21 protein-coding genes are annotated in these 26,750 nt (G+C 50.6%); 13 read left to right on the top strand and 8 right to left on the bottom strand.

What is annotated here, in order from left to right; all coding sequences use genetic code 11:
- Positions 1 to 97: 97 nt before the first annotated feature.
- A complete protein-coding gene (locus ACFORK_RS19910) occupies positions 98 to 6,796 on the bottom strand; it encodes a X2-like carbohydrate binding domain-containing protein (protein WP_379202174.1) in 6,699 nt (2,232 codons plus the stop codon).
- A gap of 492 nt (positions 6,797 to 7,288) precedes the next feature.
- Between ACFORK_RS19910 and ACFORK_RS19905 the strand changes: the two genes are divergently transcribed.
- Positions 7,289 to 7,768 carry a GNAT family N-acetyltransferase gene (locus ACFORK_RS19905; RefSeq protein WP_379202427.1) on the top strand — a complete coding sequence of 160 codons (480 nt, stop codon included), beginning with the start codon at positions 7,289 to 7,291 and terminating at the stop codon, positions 7,766 to 7,768.
- Between the two features lie 90 nt (positions 7,769 to 7,858).
- Here the strand turns inward: ACFORK_RS19905 and ACFORK_RS19900 are convergent, their stop codons facing one another.
- Entirely contained in the window at positions 7,859 to 8,299 is a 441-nt protein-coding gene (locus ACFORK_RS19900) for an acetyltransferase (RefSeq protein WP_379202172.1), read from the bottom strand.
- Between the two features lie 50 nt (positions 8,300 to 8,349).
- A complete protein-coding gene (locus tag ACFORK_RS19895) occupies positions 8,350 to 9,258 on the bottom strand; it encodes a L,D-transpeptidase family protein (RefSeq protein WP_379202170.1) in 909 nt (302 codons plus the stop codon).
- 280 nt (positions 9,259 to 9,538) lie between these two features.
- On the opposite strand from ACFORK_RS19895, the gene ACFORK_RS19890 reads away from it, so the two are divergent.
- Positions 9,539 to 10,051 carry a hypothetical protein gene (locus tag ACFORK_RS19890; RefSeq protein WP_379202168.1) on the top strand — a complete coding sequence of 171 codons (513 nt, stop codon included), beginning with the start codon at positions 9,539 to 9,541 and terminating at the stop codon, positions 10,049 to 10,051.
- Between the two features lie 85 nt (positions 10,052 to 10,136).
- On the opposite strand, the gene ACFORK_RS19885 is transcribed toward ACFORK_RS19890, so the two are convergent.
- Positions 10,137 to 11,132 carry a diacylglycerol kinase catalytic domain-containing protein gene (locus ACFORK_RS19885; protein ID WP_379202166.1) on the bottom strand — a complete coding sequence of 332 codons (996 nt, stop codon included), beginning with the start codon at positions 11,130 to 11,132 and terminating at the stop codon, positions 10,137 to 10,139.
- Positions 11,129 to 12,184, bottom strand: coding sequence for an SPFH domain-containing protein (locus ACFORK_RS19880; RefSeq protein ID WP_379202163.1), 1,056 nt, complete (start codon positions 12,182 to 12,184; stop codon positions 11,129 to 11,131). Before ACFORK_RS19880 ends, ACFORK_RS19885 begins: the two co-directional genes overlap by 4 nt.
- Before the next feature lie 255 nt (positions 12,185 to 12,439).
- Here ACFORK_RS19880 and ACFORK_RS19875 point away from each other — a divergent pair, with 255 nt between their 5' ends.
- On the top strand, positions 12,440 to 13,459 hold the full coding sequence (locus ACFORK_RS19875) for an ABC transporter substrate-binding protein (RefSeq protein ID WP_379202161.1): 1,020 nt from the start codon (positions 12,440 to 12,442) through the stop codon (positions 13,457 to 13,459).
- A 123-nt stretch (positions 13,460 to 13,582) separates the two neighbouring features.
- Positions 13,583 to 15,280 (top strand): helix-turn-helix domain-containing protein, encoded by a 1,698-nt coding sequence (locus ACFORK_RS19870; protein ID WP_379202159.1) that lies wholly within the window; start codon positions 13,583 to 13,585, stop codon positions 15,278 to 15,280.
- On the opposite strand, the gene ACFORK_RS19865 is transcribed toward ACFORK_RS19870, so the two are convergent.
- Positions 15,269 to 15,961: a copper homeostasis protein CutC gene (locus ACFORK_RS19865; protein WP_379202425.1), complete on the bottom strand. Its 693-nt coding sequence runs from the start codon at positions 15,959 to 15,961 to the stop codon at positions 15,269 to 15,271. The two genes, ACFORK_RS19870 and ACFORK_RS19865, sit on opposite strands and share 12 nt — an antisense overlap.
- Before the next feature lie 291 nt (positions 15,962 to 16,252).
- Between ACFORK_RS19865 and ACFORK_RS19860 the strand changes: the two genes are divergently transcribed.
- The 9 genes from ACFORK_RS19860 (at position 16,253) to ACFORK_RS19820 (ending at position 24,895) form a co-directional block, all read left to right on the top strand.
- Positions 16,253 to 16,762: a GNAT family N-acetyltransferase gene (locus ACFORK_RS19860; RefSeq protein WP_379202157.1), complete on the top strand. Its 510-nt coding sequence runs from the start codon at positions 16,253 to 16,255 to the stop codon at positions 16,760 to 16,762.
- Positions 16,763 to 16,937: 175 nt separating this feature from the next.
- Complete coding sequence (locus ACFORK_RS19855) at positions 16,938 to 17,783, top strand: STM4015 family protein (RefSeq protein ID WP_379202155.1); 846 nt, start codon at positions 16,938 to 16,940, stop codon at positions 17,781 to 17,783.
- The gene (locus ACFORK_RS19850; RefSeq protein ID WP_379202153.1) at positions 17,719 to 19,176 is read left to right on the top strand and encodes an STM4014 family protein; all 1,458 of its coding nucleotides are present in this window, start codon (positions 17,719 to 17,721) and stop codon (positions 19,174 to 19,176) included. Before ACFORK_RS19855 ends, ACFORK_RS19850 begins: the two co-directional genes overlap by 65 nt.
- Positions 19,173 to 19,958 carry an STM4013/SEN3800 family hydrolase gene (locus ACFORK_RS19845; protein WP_379202151.1) on the top strand — a complete coding sequence of 262 codons (786 nt, stop codon included), beginning with the start codon at positions 19,173 to 19,175 and terminating at the stop codon, positions 19,956 to 19,958. Before ACFORK_RS19850 ends, ACFORK_RS19845 begins: the two co-directional genes overlap by 4 nt.
- Positions 19,959 to 19,993: 35 nt before the next feature.
- On the top strand, positions 19,994 to 21,379 hold the full coding sequence (locus ACFORK_RS19840) for an STM4012 family radical SAM protein (protein ID WP_379202149.1): 1,386 nt from the start codon (positions 19,994 to 19,996) through the stop codon (positions 21,377 to 21,379).
- Positions 21,376 to 22,242, top strand: a complete 867-nt coding sequence (locus tag ACFORK_RS19835) for an STM4011 family radical SAM protein (protein WP_379202147.1) — start codon at positions 21,376 to 21,378, stop codon at positions 22,240 to 22,242. Before ACFORK_RS19840 ends, ACFORK_RS19835 begins: the two co-directional genes overlap by 4 nt.
- Entirely contained in the window at positions 22,239 to 22,775 is a 537-nt protein-coding gene (cysC, locus tag ACFORK_RS19830) for an adenylyl-sulfate kinase (RefSeq protein ID WP_379202144.1), read from the top strand. Before ACFORK_RS19835 ends, cysC begins: the two co-directional genes overlap by 4 nt.
- Positions 22,776 to 22,911: 136 nt before the next feature.
- Positions 22,912 to 23,649, top strand: a complete 738-nt coding sequence (locus ACFORK_RS19825; RefSeq protein WP_379202142.1) for a glycerophosphodiester phosphodiesterase — start codon at positions 22,912 to 22,914, stop codon at positions 23,647 to 23,649.
- A gap of 4 nt (positions 23,650 to 23,653) precedes the next feature.
- Positions 23,654 to 24,895: an MFS transporter gene (locus ACFORK_RS19820; protein ID WP_379202140.1), complete on the top strand. Its 1,242-nt coding sequence runs from the start codon at positions 23,654 to 23,656 to the stop codon at positions 24,893 to 24,895.
- Between the two features lie 48 nt (positions 24,896 to 24,943).
- On the opposite strand, the gene ACFORK_RS19815 is transcribed toward ACFORK_RS19820, so the two are convergent.
- Both ACFORK_RS19815 and ACFORK_RS19810 read right to left on the bottom strand, forming a co-directional pair.
- Entirely contained in the window at positions 24,944 to 25,771 is an 828-nt protein-coding gene (locus ACFORK_RS19815) for a diguanylate cyclase domain-containing protein (RefSeq protein WP_379202138.1), read from the bottom strand.
- Positions 25,772 to 26,102: 331 nt separating this feature from the next.
- Positions 26,103 to 26,684, bottom strand: a complete 582-nt coding sequence (locus ACFORK_RS19810) for a histidine phosphatase family protein (RefSeq protein WP_379202136.1) — start codon at positions 26,682 to 26,684, stop codon at positions 26,103 to 26,105.
- Positions 26,685 to 26,750: the final 66 nt, after the last annotated feature.

Below are 26,750 nucleotides of genomic sequence, written 5' to 3'. Positions count from 1 at the left end.
CATGTGGCTTCCTTATCCCCTCTCTTCATGCAAAAAAAGCCTCTACATCTGCTGCAATCAGCAAATATAGAGGCGTAAGGCCTGCTTCATTCTTTTTTTAGATCAAATCTGATTTCTGCAAAAGTCGCTCGATAATCACAGCTACCTCTGCACGGGTGATACTTGCTTTTGGAGCTAACTCTGTGCTGCTTCTACCGGAGACAATACCTGCTTGCAGGCTGTCTGCAATGGCATCTTTCGCCCAATCTGATGCTTGCACAGCATCTGTAAAGCTGCTCGTCTGAGCTGCTGCCGCTTGCGTTGCCAGCTTGTCTTTCAGACCGGTAATTTTCATAGCCTTGGCAATGATGTTCATCGCCTGTTCGCGCGTGATCTTGTCTGTCGGACGGAAGGTACCGTCTTCGAAACCGTTGATCAGGTTGTAAGAGACAGCGGTTTGCACCGCACTGCTATACCAAGCCGAATCCTGTACATCCGTGAACGCAGTTCCGCCGTTCTCCAGTTTCAAGCCCAAGCCTCTAACCACAATCGCCGCAAACTCAGCGCGGGTAATGTCTTGTCCCGGGTTGAACAAGCCGTTACCGACACCGTCAATAACCATCCGGGAGCCCATGTTGTTCACTGCATTTTTAGACCAATGATTCGCAACATCTTTGAACTCTTTCGGATGCCATACAATAGAATAAGTGCTGTTGGTCAGACTGTTCACCTTGGCAAAATACCTACCATTAATCTCAACAATTTTGGTTGGCACATGACGGACAGTACCATCCGGATCGACAACGATTCCGGTAGTGATTTTGTTAGGGTCTACACCATCTGGGATGGCAATCGTACGTTCTACATAGGCGTTGAACTTGGAGATTTCGATCGTTTTGTCGCCATGAATAGCTACAACCTTAAATTCAAGCGGGGGTGCAACTAAAGTAAACTGCCCTTTCGCCGCTGAATTCTCCACAATTTTTAACGTTTCTGGCGTAGATTTATCGACTTCAATTTGAACCTTAATATCCTGGAGAGATACCGCTGATCCGAATTGACTCGAGATGGAGTTGATATTAATTTGCTGTGCTGGCAGTGTGTACGTCGCTTGCCCAGTTTTAAGCTCCAGCACCGCCTGTTTTTGTTCCATGTCCTTGATCATTTGACCTGTCAATTGACCAATGGCCACATCCGTATTTGTGACCACAGGGATCGTAATCACAACCCCTTGTCGCTCACCAGCCAATTTCTCTTCCAGCTTGGGCTGATCAACTGAAATTGTGGTAACCGTCTGGTTGTTCACTTGCGTGGTTTCAGCCGTACCAATCTTCTCAACCTTACCGTTAACAATAATATCCACACCTGTGCTGCCCGGATTAGGGGTGCTCGGAGTGCTTGGTGTGCCCGGGGTTGGTGTTGGTGTTGGCGTTGGTGTAGGAGTTGGATTGTCTCCCCCGCCAGTCGCAGGTGCGCTTGGCGTTACGGTGTTAGAGCTTGCCGAAGCTACGCTGCTACCCTCGCTGTTGACCGCTTTTACTGTGAAGCTGTACGTTGTTCCGTTGCTCAGACCTGTAATTGTGATCGGGCTGGCAGTTCCAGTGCCAACGATTTTACCCGCTGCATCCAGAACGTCATACCTCGTAATCTCACTTCCCCCATTGTCGACTGGAGAATTAAAGAACACTGTTACTTGACCGTCCCCTGCGCTTGCAGTTACATTCGTTGGTGCTCCCGGTGCACCTTTCGGCGTTGCACTAAGTTCATTGGATAATGAGCCTTCTCCATCCAGAAGACTGGACCGTACTGCAAAATAATAAGTTGCGCCATTAATCAGACCTTTTACATCATAGCTGTATACGGAGCTGCTGACAGTCGCCGCCTCAGTTCCGAAATTGCCTGAAACGAGACTATAGTAGATTTTATAACCGTTAGCGCCTTTTACAGGCGTCCATATGAGGTTAACCTCCGCATTGCCTGCAATCGCGGATTGCAGCACCGGTGGACCCTCTACGATTGGCGTGGAATCAGTAATTGTAACCGCCAATACTTGTGGCGAGCCTGCGCTGAATTGGAATGCCAAGTTGGTTGTACCGACTGGCTGAATGGCCAGGTACTCTTTTTTAATCGAAACTGTGCTGCCACTCAAAGTGTAATCCGTACCTTCAGTCAGTACGTTGTCACCGTTCTTAATGCCTGTGAACGTGTTGCCGTTCAGCGTCAAGGTGACCGTTATATCGCCTTGCGCTGAAGTCTTCTTATCAAAGTTCGCGCTTGTCGGGCCGATGCCACTATTGTTTGGTGTGCTGTCGGTGACGGTAATCGTTAGTGTCTGCGTTGCACCTGCACTAAACTCAAAGGTTAACGTTGTCGTGCCTACCGCTTGCCCAGCTAAGTACGATTTCTTAATCGCTACTGTGTTGCCTGTAACTGTGTAATCCGTTCCAGCCACTAGTGTTGCTGTTCCGTTCTTAATACTGGACAACGTGTTGCCATCCAACGTCAGAATGGTTGTTACATCCGCTTGCGCTGAAACTTTTTTATCAAAGTTCCCGGTCGTCGGTGTGATCACGCTGTTCTTCGGCGTGCTGTCGCTCACTGTAATGGCCAGCGTCTGCGGGTTTCCTCCGCTGAACGTGAACTCCAGACTCGTTACTCCCACTGGCTGAAGCGCCAGGTATGATTTCTTGATCGCTACTGTCGCTCCTGTAACTGTATAATCCGTTCCAGCTACCAGTGTTGCTGTTCCGTTCTTAATGCTGGACAACGTGTTGCCATCCAACGTCAGAACTGTTGTTACATCTCCTTGCGCTGAAACTTTTTTATCAAAGCTTCCGGTTGTCGGTGTAATTACGCTGTTCTTCGGCGTGCTGTCGCTCACGGTGATGACCAGTGTTTGCGGGTTTCCTGCGCTAAACTCGAAGGTTAGCGTTGTCGTACCTACCGCTTGCCCAGCTAAGTACGATTTCTTAATCGCTACCGTGGTGCCTGTAACCGTGTAATCCGTTCCAGCCACCAGTGTTACTGCACCGTCCTTAATGCTAGACAACGTGTTACCGTCCAACGTCAGTACGGTTGTTACATCCGCTTGCGCTGAAGTCTTCTTATCGAAGCTTCCGGTTGTCGGTGTAATTACGCTGTTCTTCGGCGTGCTGTCGCTCACGGTGATGACCAGTGTTTGCGGGTTTCCTGCGCTGAACGTGAACTCCAGGCTCGTTACTCCTACTGGCTGAAGCGCCAGGTACGATTTCTTGATCGTCACTATGGTTCCATTCACATCGTAATCCGTTCCAGCCACCAATGTTGCCGCGCCGTTCTTAATGCTGGACAGCGTGTTGCCATCCAACGTCAGAACTGTTGTTACGTCCGCTTGCGCTGAAGTCTTCTTATCGAAGCTTCCGGTTGTCGGCGTAATCACGCTGTTCTTCGGCGTGCTGTCGCTCACTGTAATTGTCAGGGTCTGTGGGTTACCTCCGCTAAACGTAAATTCCAGGTTAGTTACTCCCACTGGCTGAAGCGCCAAGTACGATTTCTTAATCGCTACTGTGGTACCTGTAACCGTGTAATCCGTTCCAGCTACCAGCGTTGCTGTTCCGTTCTTGATGCTGGACAACGTGTTTCCATCCAACGCCAGAACAGTTGTTACATCCGCTTGCGCTGAAGTCTTCTTATCGAAGCTTCCGGTTGTCGGCGTAATTACGCTGTTCTTCGGTGTGCTGTCGCTCACTGTGATAGTCAGCGTCTGCGGGTTTCCTGCGCTGAACTCAAAGGTTAGCGTTGTCGTGCCTACCGCTTGCCCAGCTAAGTACGATTTCTGAATTGCTACCGTGTTGCCTGTAACTGTGTAATCCGTTCCAGCCACCAATGTTGCTGCGCCGTTCTTAATACTGGACAACGTGTTGCCATCCAACGTCAGAACAGTTGTTACATCTGCTTGTGCTGATGCTTTCTTATCGAAGCTTCCGGTTGTCGGCGTAATCACGCTGTTCTTCGGCGTGCTGTCGTTCACTGTGATTGCCAGTGTCTGCGGGTTTCCTGCGCTAAACGTGAACTCCAGGTTCGTTACCCCTACCGCTTGCGCCGCCAGATACGATTTCTTGATCGCTACTGTGGTTCCATTCACATCGTAATCTGTTCCAGCCACCAATGTTGCCGCGCCATTCTTAATGCTGGACAGCGTGTTGCCATCCAACGTCAGAACTGTCGTTACATCCGCTTGCGCTGAAGTCTTCTTATCGAAGCTTCCAGTTGTCGGTGTAATCACGCTGTTCTTCGGCGTGCTGTCGCTCACTGTGATAGTCAGCGTCTGTGGGTTTCCTGCGCTAAACTCGAAGGTTAGCGTTGTCGTGCCTACCGCTTGTCCAGCTAAGTACAATTTCTTAATCGCTACCGTGGTGCCTGTTACCGTGTAATCCGTGCCTGCCACCAGTGTTGCTGCACCGTTCTTAATACTGGATAACGTGTTGCCATCCAACGTCAGAACTGTCGTCACATCCGCTTGCGCGGAAACTTTCTTATCAAAGCTTCCGGTTGTCGGCGTAATCACGCTGTTCTTCGGCGTGCTATCGCTCACCGTGATTGCCAGTGTCTGCGGGTTCCCTGCGCTGAATGTAAACTCCAAGCTGGTTATCCCTACTGGCTGATTTGCCAAATATGATTTTTTAATCGTCACAGTGTTGCCTGTAACCGTATAGTCCGTTCCATCCACTAATGCTGCTGCGCCGTTCTTGATGCTAGTCAACGTGTTACCATTCAACGTCAGCGCAGTTGTTACATCCGCTTGTACCGCAACGTTCTTATCAAAGCTGGCAGTGTCCGGGCTGATTGTTGATGATACAGGTGAGGTCGTGGTCATCACGAGCTGTGAATTACCTGAGATGATCACCTGACCATTCACAGACATCAAAGAATACGCTTGTGCATCTGTTAAATCAACGTTGGCATTCTGCCAAGTCGTACCCTGATCATTGGAATAATAGACTACCGGTGTATAGGTACCGGAAACTGCACCAAGTGCATAGATATTATTCCCTTTTGCCCCCAATACCGGTGTCAAACCGAATAATGAATCATTCCCTATTACCGTTGGCGCAGACCAGGTGGCCAGATCCGTGCTGGTACGAGAGAACATTTTATATGAGGGATCATAGCCTAACAGAATATATTTAGTGCCATCATAGAGAATATCACTGATTGCATCCGTCTGGTTCGGATAGCCACTGGAGCGATTGGCCCAGTTGATGCCGTCCGGGGATGTCCAAATGCTCAATCCATTCACATTAGCGGAGTTATCGTAGGAGTAACCCAGCGCAATAAATTGTTGATTGGTAAAGGTCACAGAGAACAACGCCTGAATGTTCTGATTTGGCAGAACAGGATCACTCCATGTGACACCGTCTGCTGACGTTTTAAGAGAAGGACTAGAATACCCCTTCGTGCCTACCGCTACGAACTTGCCATTTCCAAAAGCGATATCTGAAAAAAGAGTAGAGTCCGTAACACTCGTCTGTACTGTCCAGGCGGAACCGTTCGCAGAAGTTGCAACAGTGGTTTTATCCTGGTTCCAGTCGCCTACAGCAACGTATTTACCATTACCGTAAGCTACGGCATTAAAACTGTTAGCTCTTGCCGACACGCTTGCCGGGTTCCAGGAAGTCAGATCATTAGAGGTCCATATGCCCCCGTCGCTTCCTTGTTTACCCACTGCGATATACTTCGAGCCGTCATGAATGATTTCATTATAGGTTCCGCCCCACTTGTAGCTCCAATCGGAGCCATTGGAAGAAACCATAAGTCCTTCGTTACCAAGACGGAAATACTTCCCGTTAAGGAAGGCTGAGCTTTGTGTCACGAAAAAATTGCTATAGGGCTGCATAGTCCAAGAGGTACCGTTTGTAGACGTGTAAACCGCCCCATATCCATAAGGGGCCTGAAAGCCAAACAAATAGTATTTACTGCCATCGTAGAATCCATTGAACATTTGATTATTTACTTGTGAGGAGTTTTGTTTAAACGGAGCACCCGCCAGTGTAAATGTAGACAAATCTGTAGACGTCCACACATAGGCCCAAGGGTCAGAGATGTAATACCGGTCTTTCATCCAAACCAGCATATTGGTACCGATAGAGGGGTTGCCCTCTGGATTCAGCGGACGTGCTGACGTCCATGTCGTACCATTCGTTGTAGAATAAATGAATCCTGAAGTATCACCAACTGCAAGGCGTGTACCATTATTGCCCACGGTGATTTGTGTTAGCGCTGTCGTAGCATTCAAACCAGTTGGCACAACTGCGGTCCATGTGATCCCATCAGCGGACTTCAGCAGCTTGCCTTCCGTTAGTGCATAAAATGCAGAGACTCCATTATGATCCAGATACTTCACATTCGTGATTGTTTTGGTCACACCTGAAGTCTGTTGTGTCCAGTTCGTACCATCCGTTGAGGTCAGTATCACACCATCATTTCCGGTAACAACGAATTTACCACTTCCGTAAGCTGCTCCATAAAAGACAAAAGAGCTGGGATTGCCCACGCCGGTGTAATTAACATCCGCCTGCGTTTTTACGTTACTCCAATTTTCGGCGTCCGTCGATTTGATAATTGCACCATAGTAGCCAACTGCAATATACAGATTATTGCCGTAAGCAATATTGGTCATCGCGGAACTAGGTAAATCTGATTTGCTCTTGGTAATAAAGGTGTCTGGCGCAGCACCTGCTGCGAATGAACCGGAGGGATGAATGCTGAAAAGAATGAATATGCTGAATAACAACAGGCCTATTTTCGCCAACCTTGATGCCGTGAAGCCTTCTCCCATAAGGTAACCCCCAATATTTTTTTCAATAAAATATAATTAGTAAAGAAGCCGTTTACTCCTTCCTCTCTTGAATGAAAATCAAAACAAACTAGACTTTGTTAAATCAATCCTATATTTCGACAAAAAAACTGGAATTCCTTCACGAATTCGACCTATAAACGCGAATATTTATGATTATTTTCATAGCAAAAGCAAGTTGACCTAATCAAAAGCAAATAACCCGTAAGAAGGTCACTTTTGTTCAAAGCGATCACTCCTTACAGGTTACTGTTCCAAATAGGCTTATCCCGTTCGATTCTTGACTCCCTCTAGTGTGTATGGGTACCATAGGATTAATATTGCTTATATATGGATTAAGCTTTTTAGATAACAGCAGCTGGAGCAAAAAACAATGGAATCCTATAAGATTTTGCGAATTCATAACCAGCTTAGACATAGGAGAGTGAGAATTTGAGTAGTTTGCAGCATTCATTCCAAGAGGTCTTTACCATTATGGAGGCTTCATTTCCCATCTCAGAATTCAGAACGCGTGAAGCACAGGAGGCGCTACTGAATCATCCACGTTACCGCCTCATTACAGACAAGAACGACGAGGGGAACGTTATAGCCTTTATGGCTGTGTGGGAATTTCCCGAATTCCGCTTTGTGGAGCATATTGCCGTCGATCCGGCTGCTCGGGGCAAAGGTGCAGGGGACAAGCTCATGCGCGCCTACATCGCAGAGTCGGAAACACCAGTTCTGCTGGAGGTAGAACCACCTGCAGATGAATGGTCCCGTAGAAGAATCGGTTTTTATGAACGTTTGGGCTTTTGTCTAAATACGTATGACTATATGCAGCCACCACTCCGAGAGGGTCAGGATGACCTACCTTTGAAGATTATGAGTCATGGCCGTCCTATAGATGAAGATGAATTTAATCACTTCAAGGACACCGTGTATAAACATGTATATAAGGTCCTGCCAATTGTGTAATATGCGTCAAAGAAGCCAAAAAAAGCCGGCAAGTCCTCGTGTAAACGAAGGCTCCCGGCTTTTTGTTTTATAAAACGTATGGTCAGTACTTTACAGGCTCAAATGGAGAATCGGGAACGGTTTACCGGAAGGATCCAGCTCTGAACGTCCCTGCTGCACAAATCCGAATTTAATGTAAAAGGCACAGGCACCGGGATTCTGCTCATTAACGTCTACCTCAAGCTTGTCACCCTTCAGGCTGATCGCCTGATTTAACAATCCCTTGCCAATCCCCTGACCATGAACCTTAGGGTCCACGAACAGCATCTCCACCTTGGCTCCATCCAGACCGATAAAGCCTGTCGGTTGCCCCGCCTCGTCTACTGCCATCCACACTTCCACGCTAGTTAACGCTTCATCACGCACCATCCCATGGAAGAACTGAATGTCCTCCTCTGTCAAAAAATGGTGTGTGGCGCGGACGGCCTGCAGCCAAATTTCCACCAGTTGTTCATGTGCTTGTGCTTCATAAGGAATAATCTTCATCGTCAATTGATCCTGCTTTCAAAGTAGTAAATTTATAATAAAAAATGAGTTCGTTATTATTTCAATAGCGTTACCGACTGCTGTTGCGGGTTCCATTTCACATCTATCCCAAACAGTGCAGGCACGCTACTTAATGGAATCAACAGACGGTCATTCACATTCCGGGAGGGAAGTATGGTAACAGTCGTACCATTAACTACAGCCCTATCAGACAATGGTTTATGAGTTACCGAGCGGTTCCCGATCGCTATAGTCAGCTCACCCGTTCCGGCGTTACGATTCATAGTCCCTCCGCTCAGAGTCACCAATTCTTTTAACGGAACGTAGACCCGGGATTGTTCAACAACAAACGGTTCTTGCAATTTCGTGGAAACCCCGCCCACGATGAATGTTCCGGGAACAATGCTTTTCCCCACAGCGTATCCATGATTGACCGCAATGCTCTCCATATCGGCAGAAGTTGAAATAATAACAACCGTCGTATTCTTGGAGATCCGTGGATACAACCAGCGAATATCTTCATTATGCATGCGGATGCATCCGGCGCTTACGTATTTTCCGATAGATGATTCGTTATTATTGCCATGAATCGCATAAGTAGTGCCTTTCGTCCCGTTCACTTCCAGCCCTAGCCAGCGATCACCCAGCGGATTTGAAGGATCTCCTCCAGGAATCTTATCTTTATAATAGGGTCTGTTCTGGATTTTGACAACAATCTTGAAGCTGCCTTCCGGGGTTAAAGCTTTGGTCTTGCCTGTAGCTACCGGGAAAGTCTTCTCCAGCTTCCCACCGCTGAAATACGCCAGCTTGTTGGTTTTCTTGTTCACAATCAGCAGATCCGAGCTGGCAGATGCTTCCGCCACGCCCCCTATGCAGGCTGTGAACAGCAGCCCGAGCACAAGCATAAGCCCAAGGGTCCGCTGCAAGGAAAGCCGCAACCGGCCTTCCGTCAAACAAAAATTCATGTACGCACCTCCGACAAGTCTTTGAGTGTTCCCTGGTGAAACACTTTTATTTACATACGAAAATCAGCCGCAATTGTTGCACCCCTACCTGTACCTATTTCGTTATCCCTGTCCACGACTTGGATCTACTGTTTCTTTCTCGAACCAAATACGATAACATGACCACCCAGCACTCCATCACCATGCCACTGGTAAATAATAGGACTACAGAATAATCCAAATTCCTGCAAGTCATAATAAAAGCGCATTATAAACCGAAACCGCCAAGGAGGCTACCCATTTGAATTCAAATCTTTCCAGCCAAATCAACCAATGTGAGCAAATTATTCAGCAACTTGTGAACCAAACGCAACAAGCGAGCCAAAACTATCAGCAGTTGCTTCAGCAGGAGCAACAAAATGCAGTGAGACTCGAAGAAATTGCCCAGCGTGAACATAAAGCTGCACAAATGATTCAAAGTACACTGCAAGGCCATCAAACAGCCATCCAGCAAATGCAACAGATCTCCCAGATCTGTAGACAGCTCGAGAACAGTGCACAGACTAGCAATTACAACACTTCAATGCCAAACTTCAATCCAGCCTTCAACCCGTCCTACAATCCGTCGTTTAACCAGCAGCAACCTATGCATTCAGCACAGCATTCCCCGATGCATTCAAGCAGCAGCATGGGGAACAACTCAGGTTATTCGAGTCTTCCCGGGTACAACGCAGGTTCCGGCATGAACCATTCCATGCAGAGTAATTCCATGCAGAACCATTCCATGCAGAACAACAACAGAAGCTATCAATAAACAGCATACGTTGTAAAAAAGGGCGAACGGGTCTCCGTCCGCCTTTTTTCAGCTGCTGACCAAACGATCTTTATCTCGCCTTCTACTATACAACCAGTCGACCTCTCTTCTCGGCCAGACTAATCGTTGCCTCCACGCCCGAGTTGAACTCCAGAAAGTCACTCTCTACACCGTCACTGAAGATTACTCCGTTCTCTGGCATCTGCGAAGTAATGCGTAGCGACTCCTCCTCGGCAATTTGTCCAAAGACCAGCTCAGCAGAAGTAGCTCTGCTGGGAAAAGGCTCTCTTACTGTGAAGTACAGCTTGGCATGATCCCAGGGCAGCCGGACCTCCGGCAGCTTCTGAGTTCCTGAGGCTGAAGTTACTCTACTGCTATCCGTTTCTTCCGACCAAGGCATTCCCTTCAGCTGTGCGGCCTTCTTCGTTATACCGGCAGCTCCGGCCAGTACGCTTTTGAGCCAGCCAGTCGAGCCAAGTCCAGTCGAAACGATGATTCCGCTGGAAGATTGCTGCTCTGTTCTTCCGTTAACCTGCAATTGGTAACGGGCGGACACGTGTGTATTCCGGCCAATGAACAGATCGTTGACGCCATAGAGACTTTGCCCATCGTTAAGCTGCACCTTGGCTAGGGTTATCTCTGTCAGTTGGCGCTTACCACGAAATACGTCGGGAATGATCAATCTCAGATCTTTGACCGTAAAAGGCAGGAGCACCCCGTCCCAGCGGCCCGGGTCGGGATTGACCCCGATCAGTGGCTGGCCGTTCAAATATTTAAGAATATTGGCGACTAGTCCATCCTGCCCGACGGCCACCACTGTATCCGCTTCGCCAAAGATAAAATTCGGGACATGCTGGCGATCCAGCACCTGCACCCGCCCCAGTGCACCAAGCTCCATTACAGCTTGTTCTACGGCTGCCCGATAATTGAAATCTTCTGACACATAGTCGCTGAAGTCTGCCCCCAGCCGCTCGATATAGAACTGGGCTTGCTGAATCGTATTATAGCGGACGACCAATTCCTCCAGTCGGGTCTTGCGCTTAACCAGAACAATCTTGTTCTCCGCTCTGGCTCCACTCATCGGCCGCCCGCCCCTCTGCCCGCCGCCGCAGCGACGCGATCAGGCTTCGCGATCAGTCCTTGCAGCAAATCAGGCGTAATATTAAGCTGCCCGATCTTGGCAGCGTTGCCGGCCAGATCCTGGAACGCGACGGCGATCAGCTTCTCCGGATTCATGCCGACCTGGGTCAAGGCCTGCAGCACATTCGGCGCCACATTTTGCAGCGAGTTCATGATGGCCGACAGTTCGTAGGCACGAGCGTCTGCTTCTGCTTTTTTATTCGCGATGGCCAGTTCAATCAGTTCCTGCTTCTTCTCTTCCAGTGCTGTATCAAAGCTAAGTTGTTCTTCCTTCATCTGATTTTGTTTCTGCTTCACCGCACGTTCAGCATCCAGCTGCGTCTCCCGGATCTGCTTCTTCTTCGTTTCTACAGCGATCTCGGTGCTTAGCTCATTCTCCTTAACCCGTCGCTCCTGGTCAATCGAGGCATTGCGCCGCTCGTATAGCGCATTGTCGGCGTCACGCAGAATTTCTTCTCTGGCCTGCGCTTCCAGCGCCCGCAGTGTCTCCTTGTTCGGTACGATGGCCAGAATCGACAACCCCATCAGCTCAATACCTAACTTCTCAATCTCTTCATTTCTGGCGATTTCCTGTGTAATGCTGCGGGCCATAAGTTCACTCGACTGGATCGCTTCCTTAAGCGGAAGCTGCTCCATCTGCTTCTTCGTCAAGACCTTGGCGATGTTGATGACCCGCTGGGCTAGTTTGCCGGGGTCGTCAGAGAGGTACGTATTTTTTTTCAGATTATAGGTGTAGTTGAGTATCTGTGTAGTCTTGCTGTAGTCCACGATCCGGTAGGTTAGCTGTCCCTGAACCGTTACGGTCTGGTAATCATGCGTAATTTCCTCGAACATGAATGGAACATCTATCGACGATACCGGCACTACAATAACTGAGGTAGTTGGAGCGTAATAGTGAAAAGAAAGGCCGATTCCTTCTCGGACGACTTTGCCGTTCTTCACCTTCAACACATATTCACTGGGTTGGAATTTCACAAATTTGAATCCGAACATAGACAAAACCTCCTGTTATAAATATTTTGTTATTAATTATTTGTTATTAACATTATATTATCACGCGCTTTTGTTATTATCAATATGTTATTAACATTTTTACGTTGTTCATGTTCACTGTTTTTGCACAAAATCAATTGTCCGCTTTAGGTTTGTCCATTGAGTCATGAAGCACATTCCTTTATGATGATTTTTATCGAGAATGATTATCATTATTGGTGATGGTCTTATATCTATATGGGGGGAAAAAATATAATGAAGTCAGTTAGGCAATCCATAGCCGTATTATGCATGATCGTACTAATGGGCACGCTGCTGTTGGCCTGCAGCAGTAAGAACGAACCACAAGCCAGCAATAATAAAGGAAACAGCACCAACACTACTGCAACAACACCAGCTTCATCACCGGAGGCTGCTACTGATACTGACACTAAAGCTAGCGGTACCCATTCGTATACAGATTACAGAGGGCATACGGTAGAAATTCCAGATCACCCGCAGAAAATTGTCTTCTTCGGGGAGACTTACGGCGACCTGCTGACTCTGGGTGTACAAGCCATTGGCGCGGCCAAAGTATTGTATGAGAACCAAATTTATGAGGATAAGGTTCAAGGCGTAGAGGATGTTGGCTTACCCATCAGCTTGGAGAAGACACTTGATCTGCAGCCCGACTTGATCATTTACTCCGTTACGGATGAAGCAGATTTTGAAGCGTTGTCCAAAATCGCCCCTACCGTCATCTTCGATACCTTTGCACCGCTGAAGGAACGGATGCTGGAGCTCGGAACAATCCTGGGCAAAACGAAGGAAGCCGAAGCCTGGGTCGCCCAGTACAAGGTTAAGGAAGCTGCGATGTGGGAACAGCTTAAGGCTTCCGGGATGAAGCCAGGTGAGACCGCATCGGTCTTCACATATTATCCCGGCGACCGTCTGTTCGTTATGGCTACTACAGGACTTTCACAAGTGTTGTATGAAGAGAATGGCTTTAAGCCGACTCCATTAATCCAGAAGGTGCTGGATGAGAAGAAAGGCTTCGAGGAAATATCCATGGAGCTGCTTAAGGAATACGCTGGTGATCGTATCTTCATCCTGAATCCGGTAGCGGACGAAGCCAAAAAATCCACGGAACAACTGATTAACAGCCAGCTGTGGAAGAACCTTCCTGCTGTCCAAAACGGACATGTATACTTCCAGGATATCGAGCAAACATCTGCTGACGCTTCCACCAGAGAATGGCTCCTCCAGCAGATTCCGAACCTGATTTCCGAAAAGTAAAACGGAGTTGCCGCTGCAGCAAATGATTCGAAGCCGATCAACATCTGTTGATCGGCTTCTTTGTTTTATATACAATAGTTATAATTGATAATGATTATCACTGAACCAAGGAGGATACTACCTATGCTTCACCCCACACCCCCTACCGTCCCGCTGCATTCCTTGCTGTTTCAACTGTCGGATGTTGAGCTAAGAATGCAAAATGCCGGTACATCCTCCCAGCCACCACCTGCTAAGCAGTATACTCTGCTCGTCTTTACCAGCGGTACAGGAGAGCTGCATGCAGGCGGCGAGACTGTGATGCTAAGAACAGAAGCATGCGTACTACTCTCCCCTGGGGAGTCTCTTCATATCTGCGACAACGAGACTACGCTCTATTACTACGAGGTTAGCTTCACATCCATCTATACCAGTGAAAGCAAGCCACCTATGGCCTATTCCCGCCGGATACTGACAGGTCGACGGGAACTGGTCGCCTATCCATTCTCCAAGCTGATCCGGCTTGTGGAGGAATTATACTCAGAACGTACGTATACCGATGAGATCAGTCGTATGAAGCAGAATCTTAAACTTCAGGGACTGCTACTGTTCTTGTTCGAGTACAATTTCCGTTCTGAAGACATTGAAAGCCCTACCCAATCTGTTGAACGTACGATACGTTACTTGCAGGATCGCTATATGGAGAACATTACAGTGAAGCAGCTGTCCGAGATTGCCGGCATGTCCATCTGGCAGTACACCCCTATCTTCCAGAATCTCACTGGCAGTAAGCCATTAGAATATCTCACGGATCTGCGGATTCACCATTCCAAGCACTTGCTGCTCCATTCAGGTGAACCGCTGCGAGAAATTGCCCGCCAGGTCGGCTACGCCGATGAGTATTATTTCAATCGCCGCTTCCGGCAAAGAACAGGAATCGCACCAGGTCAGTACGCTCATTCCCATCGCCCAACCCGCCGGGTAACGGACTGGACTGGACATGAAGTAGAAATTCCCGACAAACCGAGACGCATCATTTATCACGGCGAGACGATCGGCGATCTACTGGCGCTGGGCATTAAGCCTATCGGCGGAGAAGAGGCCTTCTCCTGGAACCGGGTCTACAAGCACCGGCTGAAAAAGCTGGTCAATGTTGGCTTTCCAATGGATGCCGAAGCCGCCGACTCCCTTAGTCCCGATCTGATCATTCTAGCTAATGCCAATGATCAAGAGTACAGCCGCATCTCCGCCATTGCGCCGACGCTGGCCTTCGATACATTCGCCCCATTGGAGGAGCGGCTTCATCTGCTGGGGAGCTGGCTAGGTAAAGAAAGCGAAGCCGCAGCCTGGTTGGATAGCTTCAGCACAAAAAACGCTGCCTTATGGCAGCGCCTGCATGCTGAAGAACTAGTAATGCCGGGTGAAACGGCGTCTGTTCTGATTCACGCCCATGGAAACCGCCTGTTTGCCATGGGACGCTCCGGTTTAGCCCCGGCGCTCTATGCGCTAGGGGGCTTTATGCCTGTGGATAGAATCAGAGAAGAGATTCTGGACCAGGATCTCGGCTTCGGCGAGATTGAAGCCGTCGACCTTGCTGCCTACACAGGCGACCGCATCTTCATGCTCATCCCCGAACACGAGGATTCCCGAGTGGCCATGGAGGAGCTACTGCGCAGTTCCGAGTGGGCAAGCCTGCCGGCTGTGCAAAACGGTCTCGTCTACTTGCTGGACGGGGCTAAGTGGAACGCCGGCGATGCCCTGACCCGGGAGAGGCTGCTGACATGGCTCCCCAAGCTGTTGCAAGAACCAACTCCTGCTCCAGTAGGACGATTACTTCAATGACCCGAGAATCCTGCGGATCTCAGTGACCCGCGCCGCTTCCACAGGGCGCAGCGGGTCACCGTTCTTCCGAACGGCGGAGCCAAAATGCAAGCGACGCACGCCCGTGTCGCGCACAAAATCGCTTAGGCCACTTGCAGTCAAGCCGCTGCCAGCCAGAATACGCAGTGGCTTCCCGGCGGTCAGCCGCTCCAGAACGGCCAACCGCTCTGCCCCTTCCGGGGCCGTCCGGCGGCCGCCAGATGTCAGAATATCCGTAATCTGCGGATATCTGAGCAGCACCTCCAGGGCCTCCAACTGGTCAGCCACTTCATCAAACGCCCGGTGGAAGGTAACTGGCACGCCAGGAGCTTCCTCCAGAAGCGAAACCAGCGCCCGCTCATCAATAGTACCATCCGGACATAACACCCCCAACACCAGAGACAGCCCTCCAAGCGATGATATATGACGGATATCCCTGCGCATTACTCTTAGCTCGGATTCATCATATACAAAAGAGCGGGCATGCGGACGAATCATCACCCGGACCGGGATATTCACAGCCGCCCGCACCTGCTCAATTAGGCCAAGACTTGGCGTTAATCCGCCTTCAGCGATGCCTGCAATCAATTCAATGCGGTCAGCACCATGACGCTCGGCTGTCACAGCATCCCCTAAAGTTGTCGCAATCACTTCCAATAGCATAGTCACTCTTCCCCCTAACCATGTCTTCTTGATGAAAACCTCTTATATGGCTTTATTCATTTCTCTATAAGTGACGTTAATCTACATTCATTGTACTGCGTTCCACAGGAAATTTACAATTCCCCTACAAATAAGGACTTAATTAGGTGAACAACCTTCTTAAAAGTTTATATATTACATAAATATAACATCATAAACTCTACTTTTGATTTTCATTTGTAAATATAGTTAACATAAGTATAATAACAATAGGTATACTTCATCATCGTAATATTGAAAGGATGGTCGCACATGAGCACCGAACCTGTAATTACACTAGTGGATTCATTAACTCCGGAAATGGAACTTGGGTTAAGTGAAATGCTAATCCGTGTTGTGGATGACGGAGCCTCCATCGGCTTCCTCCCGCCATTAGACAAAGCCGAAGCCTTGGACTACTGGAGGAGCGTTCCGGGTCCTGGTGTCTTGCTCTGGATTGCTTGGGAAGGAGACGCCATTACGGGCACGATTCAGTTGCAGCTAGCCAGAAAAGCCAATGCGCTCCACCGGGCGGAGATCGCTAAACTAATGGTGCATCCGGATCATCGCAGAAAAGGCATCGCCGGGCGGCTCATGGATACGGCCGAGGCTGCAGCTGCTGCAGAAGGCCGCGAGCTATTGACACTGGATACCCGTGAGGGGGATCCTTCCAATCTGCTCTATCAGTCGCGCGGTTTTATCGAGGCGGGCCGAATCCCGTATTTTGCCCGCTCCGGGGATGGACAACTGCACACCACTGTGTTGTACTACAAAAAGCAATAACGAAGCATTACTTTTTGAATAAGCGGCAAGCTCCGGGAATTGGGGCTTGCCGCTTATTCATGAAGATAAAACGGATGATCCGCAGGCCGCATAGCTGGGTCTTTGGTCATTTGACTCCCCTTTCACCAAATGATAGGGTAGTTTCGAAGTAAAACTTTTTCCGGGAGGGAACATCATGACTGAAGTGAAGCTTACGATTGGCTACGACGAATTCGAAGAGGGTAAGCGGATTGGTGAAGAGATTGAAAAGCTCAGTCAGAGCGCTGAAAGTGCAGCACTGAGCAGCCTAATTATTGGCGACTGGGGACAGACCTATGAGAACAGCTCGGAAGAGGTGGTAGAAGCCCTGGTCCAGCACAGTGCAAGCTTCCCGCTGCTTCGTAAGCTGTTCATCGGCGAGATGGACTCTGAGGAATGCGAGATTTCGTGGATTACCCAAAGTGATCTGTCTCCGCTGCTCACTGCCTTTCCGGAGCTGCAATCCTTCACTATTCAAGGCTCGAATGATCTCAGCCTGAGCCATCTGAAGCATGACAAGCTGGAGGAACTGAGAATCATCTGTGGCGGCCTAGGCAAAGATGTTCTTGCGCAAATTGCCGGCAGCAGTCTGCCGAATCTACGCAAGCTGGAGCTGTACCTCGGTGTAGATGAATACGGATTTGACGGCAGTCTGGAGGATATTCTCCCACTGATTGAACCCGGCAAATTTCCCAAACTCAACTATCTAGGGCTGAAAAATAGCGAGATTCAGGACGAGATCGCAGCAGCGATCGCAGATGCTCCAATTCTGGATCAGCTCGACACACTCGATCTCTCCCTTGGCACTTTAAGCGATACCGGTGCTGAAGCACTGCTCGCCAGTGAAGAAATCAAGAAATTAAAAGCGCTGAATCTTAGCTATCATTATATGTCTAATGAAATGGTAGCCCGCTGGCAGCAGAGCGGACTGCCTGTCGATGTCAGCGACCAGCAGCAAAGCGATGATGACGAGGACTGGCGTTATCCGTCCATCACGGAGTAACGCAGAGATGCAGCCGCTGATCGTCATCGGCCATCCTGGCGACCGGCGGACAGATGGCATCCGGCAGGCCAGGGAGAGGATTGGCCTCCCGCCTGCCATCATTCTGCCCTATGCCGGACTGCTTCAGGGCCGGCATATAGCTGAGCTGCTGGCAGAGCAGCAGCCAGGAATGGCTGACGCTGCTGCCAGGGGCAGCGTTTCCCCGCTGCTGCGGCTGGACTCGCCGGGCGGCAGCTTCGAGAGCGAGCGCGCCCTGATTGCCCTGGGCGCGCCGGACGCCCCGGATACCAGCGATGTGCTGTATCCGGGCACGGAGCGGCAGCAGCACGGCTCGCTGCCACAGAACACTGAGCAGCGACAACTCGGCTCGCTGCCGCAGAGCGATGAGCGGCGGCCGCTTGGCCCGCTGCCACAGAGCACTGAGCGGCGACTGCTTGGCCCGCTGCCGCTCAGCGTCAAAGCAGCACTCCGGCTACAGGATATGCCAGGCGTGCTGCACCATCCTTCCCAGTGGTTCCGCGGCTACTGCCGGCTGCTGGGAAGGTTGAAGCGCGAGGCGGCGGAGGCCTGGACCGGCGCGGAATGGCTTAATGATCCAGCGGAGATCGTCGCCATGACCGACAAGCGGGAGACACAGCGAATTCTCGCGGCAGCGGGAGTTCCTGTGCCGCGCCCGCTCGGTGGCGCCCAGCCCCCTGTGGACTATGCCACACTCCGTGAGAAGATGAGCGCAGAGCGAATGCACCGTGTGTTCATCAAGCTGGCCTGCGGCTCTGCGGCTTCCGGCGTAATCGCCTATCAGGTGAACCCTTCCACAGGGGCCGAGCTGGCGATAACAACCGTTGGGGTAGAGTCTTTCATCACTCGTCCTCCGATTTATTATAATTCCGGGAAGCTGCGTCGCTATACCGACCGGAAGACCATCGAAGCCATTATCAATTGGCTCTATCGGCACGGTGCCTATGCCGAACAGTGGGTGCCCAAGGCTAATCACGGCGGACGATCCTTCGATATCCGCCAGCTTGTCGTCTTCGGAGAGGCCTGCCATGCCGTGGCCCGCTGCAGCACAACGCCGATCACGAATCTGCATCTGCGCAGCCAGCGGATGACGCCAGCAGAAGCCGGACTATCTGGAGAGATGCTGGAGCAAGTACGAGAGACTGCTAGGCAGGCACTTGCTGCTTTTCCTAACTCCGGGATCGCAGGGATGGATGTGCTCGTATCAGGCAGCCCGCAGCGCACGTATATTGCAGACGTTAATCCGTTTGGCGATCTGTTGTATGATGTGGAGTACCAAGGCTACGGCACCTATGAATGGGAAATGAAGAGGCTGGCTGACAAAGGCCAGTTTCCCCTTTTCCAAACACCGCTTATAAAGGACGGATCATCATGATAGATATGAACACCATTGTTGGCACCCATGACATCCTAATGATTACACTCGACACCCTTCGTTATGATGTTGCCGTTCTGGAGGAAGAGAATTGTCCCAACCTGTGCGGAACCGGGTCATGGGAGAAGCGACATACGCCGGGAAGCTTTACTTATGCGGCTCATCACGCATTTTTCGGCGGCTTCCTGCCAACACCTGCAACAACGGACAAATCGGAACATATCCGTATGTTCCATTCCAAGAACACCGGGATGAAGACCCATCCCCACACCTGGCTGTTCGATACACCGGATATCGTCTCCGGACTGGCCGCTGAGGGGTACCGCACGGTTTGCATCGGGGGCGTTATTTTTTTCACCAAGAAGAACCCGCTCGCCCGGGTGCTTCCCGGCTATTTTCAACAAAGCTACTGGCGCATGAACTTCGGTGTGACCAACCCACGCTCCACGGAGCATCAGGTGAATCATGCCCTTAAAATTATGGACACAGTAGATCGGTCACAGCGGTTATTTCTCTTCATGAACGTATCCGCGATCCACGGGCCGAACCATTATTTCCTGCCTGGAGCCAAAAAAGACTCTGTCGACAGCCAGCGCGCTGCACTCCGCTACGTCGATGGAGAACTCGGCCGTTTGTTCCAGGGCTTCCGCGAACGCGGTAATCCGGTATTCTGCCTGGCCTTCTCCGATCATGGTACAGCCTATGGCGAAGACGGCTACCAGGGCCACCGGCTCGCGCATGAGACGGTATGGAATGTTCCATACCGCGAATTTATTTTATAATACTAAACAGATTCCGAAAGGATGGAGAACAGTCTATGGCGTCATCGTATCATCCCCGGTTGCTCCATGGCGACGTTAACTCGTCCCCCTCTTCGGAGGAGCTTCTGCAATGGAAAAGCGGCATTGCCGCAAATCCTTATCGTTCGTATCTATATTCCTATCCGCATAAAACGGCTTACCGCGATCTGGAGCCGCCACTGCCATTGAATGAATTATGGCGTGACGAACCTGCGGAATCATTCTTTCTGTACATGCATATCCCGTTCTGCGGTGCCCGCTGCGGGTTCTGCAATCTGTTCACATTACCCGACAAGCGGGCCGATGTGCACGCCCGCTATGTGGATGCTCTGGAGCGACAAGCCCGGCAGTGGGCAACGTTCACCGCCCATAAACCGTATGCCCGGTTTGCGATTGGCGGCGGCACCCCAACCTTGCTGGCCCCGGATCAGCTCCGTCGCCTGTTCGGCATTGCTACGGACGTCATGGGGCTCGCAACAGACAAGGTCTCGATCTCGGTAGAAACTTCGCCAGAGACCCTTACCGTAGAAAAACTGGAGATTCTGAAAGAAGCAACCGTAGACCGGGTCAGCATGGGCATTCAAAGCTTCGTCGCGTCAGAGTCAGCAGCGATTTACCGGCCGCAGGACCCTGATGTGGTCTATCGGGCGTTGGAACTACTGGGACAATATGATTTTCCAATTCTGAATCTCGATCTGATCTATGGACTTCCAGGTCAGACGGTAGAGACTTGGCTGTATTCGCTGAACCAAGCCCTGTCTTATAATCCAGGTGAGATCTTCATCTACCCCCTCTACACCCGCGAGCATACGATTGTGAAGCCCGGCGATCTGGAGCGGCAGGAGGATATCCGACTTCAGTGCTATAACGCCGCCCGGGAATTGCTTGAGCGTCATGGGTACCGCCAGTATTCCATGCGCCGCTTCGCCAAGGAGACAGCCGGAAGCCACAAGCCGCTCATTGACTACAGCTGCCAGGAGGAAGGGATGGTGGGACTGGGCTGCGGAGCGCGCTCCTATACCCGGGGCGTACACTATGCCTCCCGTTACGGGGTCAGCCGCAAGGCTACGGAGAGCATCATTGCCGATTATGTGGCGGCAGAGCGTTATGATACCGCCGATTACGGGATTGTGCTGGAGCCGGAGGAACAGAAGCGCCGCTTTATCCTGAAAGCCATCCTGCATAGCGAGGGATTGAAGCTGTCCCATTATGCAGAACGTTTCGGCACCCTGTTGTGGAGTGACTTTCCTGAGCTAGCCCTGCTTACCGACTCCGGCTTCGGCCTCGTAGAGAACGATGTGCTGCGCCTGACCGGTGAAGCCCTTGGCTACTCCGACTCTATCGGCGACTGGTTTATTTCATCCAGTATTCGGGAGCGTATGGAAAGGTTCGTCCTCCCATGAAGGCAGTGCTCTATTACCGCGGGACCCTCACCTCCTGTAACTATGACTGCCCTTACTGCCCCTTCGGCAAAACACGAGATAGCGCCGCTACACTCGCCAAAGACCGCGAGGGCGTCGAACGGTTCGTACAATGGGTGGGCGATCAGGGAGCGGCCGGTCACCGGCTTTCCATCTTCTTCAACCCGTACGGAGAAGGCCTGACTCACCGCTGGTATAAGGACGCCATCACAACCCTTGCGGGCATGGAACATGTCGATAAAGTGGCGATTCAGACCAACCTGTCAGCCAGACTGGATTTCACCGCCGCGCTGGATCCGGCCAAAGTTGCGTTCTGGGCGACCTACCATCCCGGACAGGTAGAGGAGGAGCGCTTTCTTGCGCAGTGCATGACCTTGTACCGAAGCGGGATTCCGTTCAGTGTGGGAAGCGTGGGCGTCCGCAGCGCCTTTGCCGCTATAGCTTCGCTTCGCACCTCACTGCCTGAGGATGTATACCTGTGGATCAATGCCTACAAAGATCGCCCGAATTATTACACGGTGGAAGACCTAGCCTATTTGCGATCGCTAGATCCACACTTCGAAATTAATGCAACAGATTATGAAAGCCTCGGTAAATTCTGCAGCGCTGGCAGCACCGTCTTCTACGTTCAGGGAGCCGGGCTGGTGAAACGCTGCTACAAAGACCGGGGTGTAATCGGCAACCTGTACCGGGACGGACTGGAAGGTCTCTCGGCCAAGCGGGCTTGCCGAATGAACGTTTGCGACTGCTATATCGGCTATATCCATATGCCCCATCTGGAGCTGCAGGAAATCTATGGCTCCGGGCTATTGGAGCGAATCCCTTACGGAGATATGAGACTATGAATGAGAATAAGAATACCGGATTTACGGTGTGGCTGACTGGCTTGTCCGGCGCTGGCAAATCAACGATTGCCTCCGGACTGACAGCAGCTTTAGCAGAACTGGGTCGACCTGTAGAATGGCTGGATGGCGATGACCTCCGGCAGCATGTCTGCAAGGGTCTGGGCTTCAGCCGCGAAGATCGATTCGAGAATATCCGCCGCGCCGCCTATCTTGCAGGACTGCTTAACCGTCATGGCGTAATCACAATCGTATCTGTGATCAGCCCTTACCGCGAGATGCGGGAATACGCCCGGCAGACCCTGTCAGGCTTCGCCGAGATCTATGTAGACTGTCCTTTACAGGTATGCGAGGAACGGGATGTCAAGGGACTATACGCCAAGGCGCGCCGTGGCGATATCCCCTTGTTCACAGGCATCACTGATCCCTATGAGGTCCCGGAACATCCGGAGCTAACCTTGCACACGGCAGAGCAATCCCCCGAAGAAAGTGTGGCTACTCTGCTGAAATGGCTGAAAAACAACAAGGGAATGTAATGCCTGCGTTAAATTTGCGATATTGGAACCCTGCCGAATTTTTCGGACAGGGTTTCTTTGCTGCATGTGGAAATAGAATGAGGATAGCCTGACTGATCAGGCACATTAAATAAACCATTGGAGGGACAGCATACCGATGACTTCAATTATCAACTTTGCCCACCGCGGCGCATCCGCCGTCTGCCCGGAGAACACCATGGCGGCCTTCCGCAAGAGTCTGGAGCTCGGAGCGACCGGAATCGAAACAGACGTTCAAATGTCCAAGGATGGCGCACTGATTCTGATTCATGATGAAACGCTGGATCGTACCACGAACGGCACCGGTGCCGTGAAGGATCATACACTGCGCGAGTTGCTCAGCCTCGATGCTGGCTCCTGGTTCGGCACAGACTTTGCAGGGGAGCCTCTGCCGCTGCTGGAAGACCTTCTGGAACTGCTCCACGAGACCGATATCATTCTCAATATTGAGCTTAAGAACGGAGAGTGCCTGTACCCTGGCTTAGAGGAGAAAGTTATAGCCGCTGTCCGTGAATGGGGCATGAGCGATCAGGTTGTCATTTCCAGCTTTAATCATTACTCTCTTGCTTATTTCCATTCCTTGGCACCGGAGATCCGCACGGGCATTCTATACATGGAGGGCCTGTACCGTCCGTGGGATTATGCCGCCAGCCTTGGTGCTACTGCTCTGCACGCCTACCACTACGCGTTACTTCCAGAATTCGTATCGGAAGCTGCGGCACGTGGTGTCGTCTACCATCCATTCACCGTTAATGATCCCGAGCGGATGAAGTACCTGATCGATGCAGGTGTAGCAGGCATTATTACAGACCATCCTGACATTCTGGCCGAGCTGCTGGCTGCCAAAGGAGTGTGACACGGTGAAAAAGGTCTGGCTGCTCGGCTTCGGCTTTTTCAGCATCAGCATTACATGGAGCTTGTATAATGCGTTTGTTCCATTTTTCCTGGAAAAGTATGTGCACAGTGTTGCCCTGATCAGCTTTATGATGACCATTGATAATTACTTTGCACTGTTCCTGCAGCCGTGGATCGGCAATCGCAGCGACCGGACAGTGACCCGTTATGGGCGCAGAATGCCTTATCTTCTGATCGGTATGCCCCTGGCCGCTGTACTGACGATGCTGATTCCGTTCCACACCGGACTATTCACCTTGCTACTCTTCATGATGCTCATGAATCTGGCGATGAGCCTGTTCCGTTCGCCCACTGTGGCGCTGATGCCCGATATTACGCCTGATAGCCAGCGGACAAGGGCGAACGGACTAATCAACTTCATGGGCGGAATCGGCTCCATCCTGGCTTTTGGCGTGGGCTCTGTTCTTTATGACTCCAGCCCTGTACTTCCCTTCATCGCTGCCGGACTTATCACACTGTTATGTCTGCTAATCGTGTCACGCTTTATTAATGAGCAACGGGACCGGGTGAATGAGCCAGCACCACTATCCGCTGAAGCTACGCCCTCCTTGCCCAACTCTGCAGCGCTCCCCTCCAAGCTCTCCAGGATCTCGTTCAAAAGTCAATTGGACCGGACCACCCTATTTCTGCTGGCTGCCATTTTCTTCTGGTTTGTCGCTTATCAGGGGGTTGAAACGTTATTTACGCTGTATGGCAAACATCATCTTGGCCTTAGTGAAAAGGCAGCGTCCTTCTCGCTCACCTTCTTCTCGCTGGCTTTTGTGCTCTTCGCCATTCCCAGCGGCTGGCTGGGCAGTGTCTTCGGCAAGAAAAAAGTCATCATAACCGGCGTATGCGGTCTGATGACTGTGTTTGCGCTTGTAGGTTTGGCAGAGAATCTGCTTATATTGCGGGGACTGCTACTGCTGGGGGGCATCTTCTGGGCCTGCATCAACATCAACTCTTATCCTTATCTCGTTGCTACAGGAACAGAGGAAAGCATCGGCACACGGACGGGAATGTATTATCTGGTATCTTCCCTTGCCGCCGTCGGATCTCCACCAATTCTCGGTCTATTAATTGATCTGCTAGGATATTCCGTTCTGTTCTACTGTGCAGCCTTGAGTATGGCGGTGGCTCTGCTCTGTCTGATGCTGATCAAAGAACGCAGGGATACATCCAGTTCCTACCAAACCCCCGGTGTCTGACCAGCTTGTAACGAGGTATCACAATAAATGATCTAATAAGATATTATCCTACTTAGCATGAGATATGTCGCTTGTCGGTTTATATACGGAGTAACGTCCGGTCCCAAGTTGCTTCGCATTATACATGGCGATGTCAGCCTCTCTAAGAAGGCGGTAGTGGTTAACCTTGCCGTGACTCATGGCAATACCTATACTGGCTGATACGAACAAATTATGCTGCTCCAGGCTATATTTTTTGGCGATCTTCTCCAGAATACGGACAGCGAGTTGCTCCGCTTCCTTCTGGCTGTAACGTTTGGCAATGATGACGAACTCATCTCCACCGATCCGAAAAATATGCCTCCGCCCCTTGCTAGAGAACTGGGCTAGCTTGCTGCCGACAGCTTCCAGCAATAAATCACCTACATGGTGACCGAGCTTATCATTAATCGACTTGAAACGGTTCAGATCCATATACAACACCGCAATCTGTTCATTTTCCTTGCAGTGGTCCCAAAAATGGTCCATACCATTCTTGTTCAGTAGTCCTGTCAACGCATCTTTATAGGCCAGCTCCTTGAGCTGGTCTCTTTCTACCATAACAAGCATAATTCTGGAGCCCAGGAACATTAGAAAAGCAATAGTTAGGACATAAACTGCTAAGGAGATGATAAGATCCTGTCCAGTCTCGTTAATATTTGGATTGCGCACCCGTCCCAGGATATGCATCCCCCATATTCCGCAGCCGTTGATAATAATGAATATGCCGGTATACATAGCCCGAACTCTCTGGGACTTGCCCGCATAACCTTGAAACAATCGCAGTGACGCATAGGCGGCCGACACAGCAATGAGGATAGAGCACACAACCAGTACAAATTGTCGGGTTTCTTCCATGTTGCCTCCACACAACCTTTTTTGCATATTGATTCTGCATGTTAAATTTCGAATAATAATATTTAAGTATAACATAATCTATCTCAACATTTTCTGAACAAGCCTTTCAAAGAGGCTACACAGGTGAACCTGAGCCATGAGAATACCACGGATAACCTTATGCAACAGTATCTGTATAAGACAAACTTAAGGATCGGTCGTCACTACGACGAATGTTGTTTGGACTCTGGTCGCTGTTGTCCTATTAAAAAATGGCAGTCCGCGATTGATATACGGACCGCCATTTTTATGATTTTACAAAGGAATTCCCCTTAATGTGTGAACAGCTACTCTAGTCACTCAGATGCTCGATACAGTTGTACAGCTCGCAACTCCAGATGCCATCGTTCTTGACCACCCGGGTAATGGAAGTGTTCTTAAGTAGTTCATGAACATCCAGACTGGGAACCAGCCCTCTGAGCGTGTTGCGCAGCAAGGCGCCGTGGCTGACTATCAGCACATTCTTGCCTGGGTGTCTCTCCGCCAGTTCTTCGATCGCCTGCCGGCCTCTTTGCTCAGCCAAATCGGGGCTTTCCAGTCCGAGATCAAGCGCTTTCCAGTCTTTGCCCCAGCGCTCCACCCGCTCCTGTTCATTCGTGCCTTCGATAAGTCCCCCGTCCATCTCGCGCATGCCCGGTACCAGACCGGCAATTTCCATGCCCAATCTTCGGCTGATGGTCTCTGCCGTCTGTCGTGCCCGAAGCAGATCGCTAGAGTAGAGATAATCCCAAGTCTCTCCACTGAGTCGTTCAGCAATCGCTTCTGCTTGCTCCAGCCCCTCCGCATCGAGTGGGTTATCTGTAATGCCCTGGACCCGGCCTTCCTTATTCCAGAACGTGCTCCCGTGCCGTATCAAGCCAATTGTGGTCGTCATTGCATTACCTGCCTTTATGCTTTATATATTCCATGATTACTTAAAGTATAAACTATGATGGCTGCG

Source organism: Paenibacillus sp. GCM10012306 (assembly GCF_042649265.1).
Taxonomy (GTDB): Bacteria; Bacillota; Bacilli; order Paenibacillales; family Paenibacillaceae; genus Paenibacillus_AQ.
This window is presented reverse-complemented; position numbering and strand designations above follow the sequence as displayed.

Bases quoted from the DNA above. Each gene is read 5' to 3' on its own strand.
- ACFORK_RS19840 (WP_379202149.1), top strand. From the start codon at position 19,994: ATGGCGTCATCGTATCATCCCCGGTTGCTCCATGGCGACGTTAACTCG.
- ACFORK_RS19810 (WP_379202136.1), bottom strand. From the start codon at position 26,684: ATGACGACCACAATTGGCTTGATACGGCACGGGAGCACGTTCTGGAAT.
- ACFORK_RS19845 (WP_379202151.1), top strand. From the start codon at position 19,173: ATGATAGATATGAACACCATTGTTGGCACCCATGACATCCTAATGATT.
- ACFORK_RS19895 (WP_379202170.1), bottom strand. From the start codon at position 9,258: ATGAATTTTTGTTTGACGGAAGGCCGGTTGCGGCTTTCCTTGCAGCGG.
- ACFORK_RS19850 (WP_379202153.1), top strand. From the start codon at position 17,719: ATGTCAGCGACCAGCAGCAAAGCGATGATGACGAGGACTGGCGTTATC.
- ACFORK_RS19885 (WP_379202166.1), bottom strand. From the start codon at position 11,132: ATGAGTGGAGCCAGAGCGGAGAACAAGATTGTTCTGGTTAAGCGCAAG.
- ACFORK_RS19905 (WP_379202427.1), top strand. From the start codon at position 7,289: ATGGAGGCTTCATTTCCCATCTCAGAATTCAGAACGCGTGAAGCACAG.
- ACFORK_RS19870 (WP_379202159.1), top strand. From the start codon at position 13,583: ATGCTTCACCCCACACCCCCTACCGTCCCGCTGCATTCCTTGCTGTTT.
- ACFORK_RS19910 (WP_379202174.1), bottom strand. From the start codon at position 6,796: ATGGGAGAAGGCTTCACGGCATCAAGGTTGGCGAAAATAGGCCTGTTG.
- ACFORK_RS19835 (WP_379202147.1), top strand. From the start codon at position 21,376: ATGAAGGCAGTGCTCTATTACCGCGGGACCCTCACCTCCTGTAACTAT.
- ACFORK_RS19880 (WP_379202163.1), bottom strand. From the start codon at position 12,184: ATGTTCGGATTCAAATTTGTGAAATTCCAACCCAGTGAATATGTGTTG.
- ACFORK_RS19825 (WP_379202142.1), top strand. From the start codon at position 22,912: ATGACTTCAATTATCAACTTTGCCCACCGCGGCGCATCCGCCGTCTGC.
- ACFORK_RS19865 (WP_379202425.1), bottom strand. From the start codon at position 15,961: ATGCTATTGGAAGTGATTGCGACAACTTTAGGGGATGCTGTGACAGCC.
- ACFORK_RS19875 (WP_379202161.1), top strand. From the start codon at position 12,440: ATGAAGTCAGTTAGGCAATCCATAGCCGTATTATGCATGATCGTACTA.
- ACFORK_RS19815 (WP_379202138.1), bottom strand. From the start codon at position 25,771: ATGGAAGAAACCCGACAATTTGTACTGGTTGTGTGCTCTATCCTCATT.
- ACFORK_RS19855 (WP_379202155.1), top strand. From the start codon at position 16,938: ATGACTGAAGTGAAGCTTACGATTGGCTACGACGAATTCGAAGAGGGT.
- ACFORK_RS19860 (WP_379202157.1), top strand. From the start codon at position 16,253: ATGAGCACCGAACCTGTAATTACACTAGTGGATTCATTAACTCCGGAA.
- cysC (WP_379202144.1), top strand. From the start codon at position 22,239: ATGAATGAGAATAAGAATACCGGATTTACGGTGTGGCTGACTGGCTTG.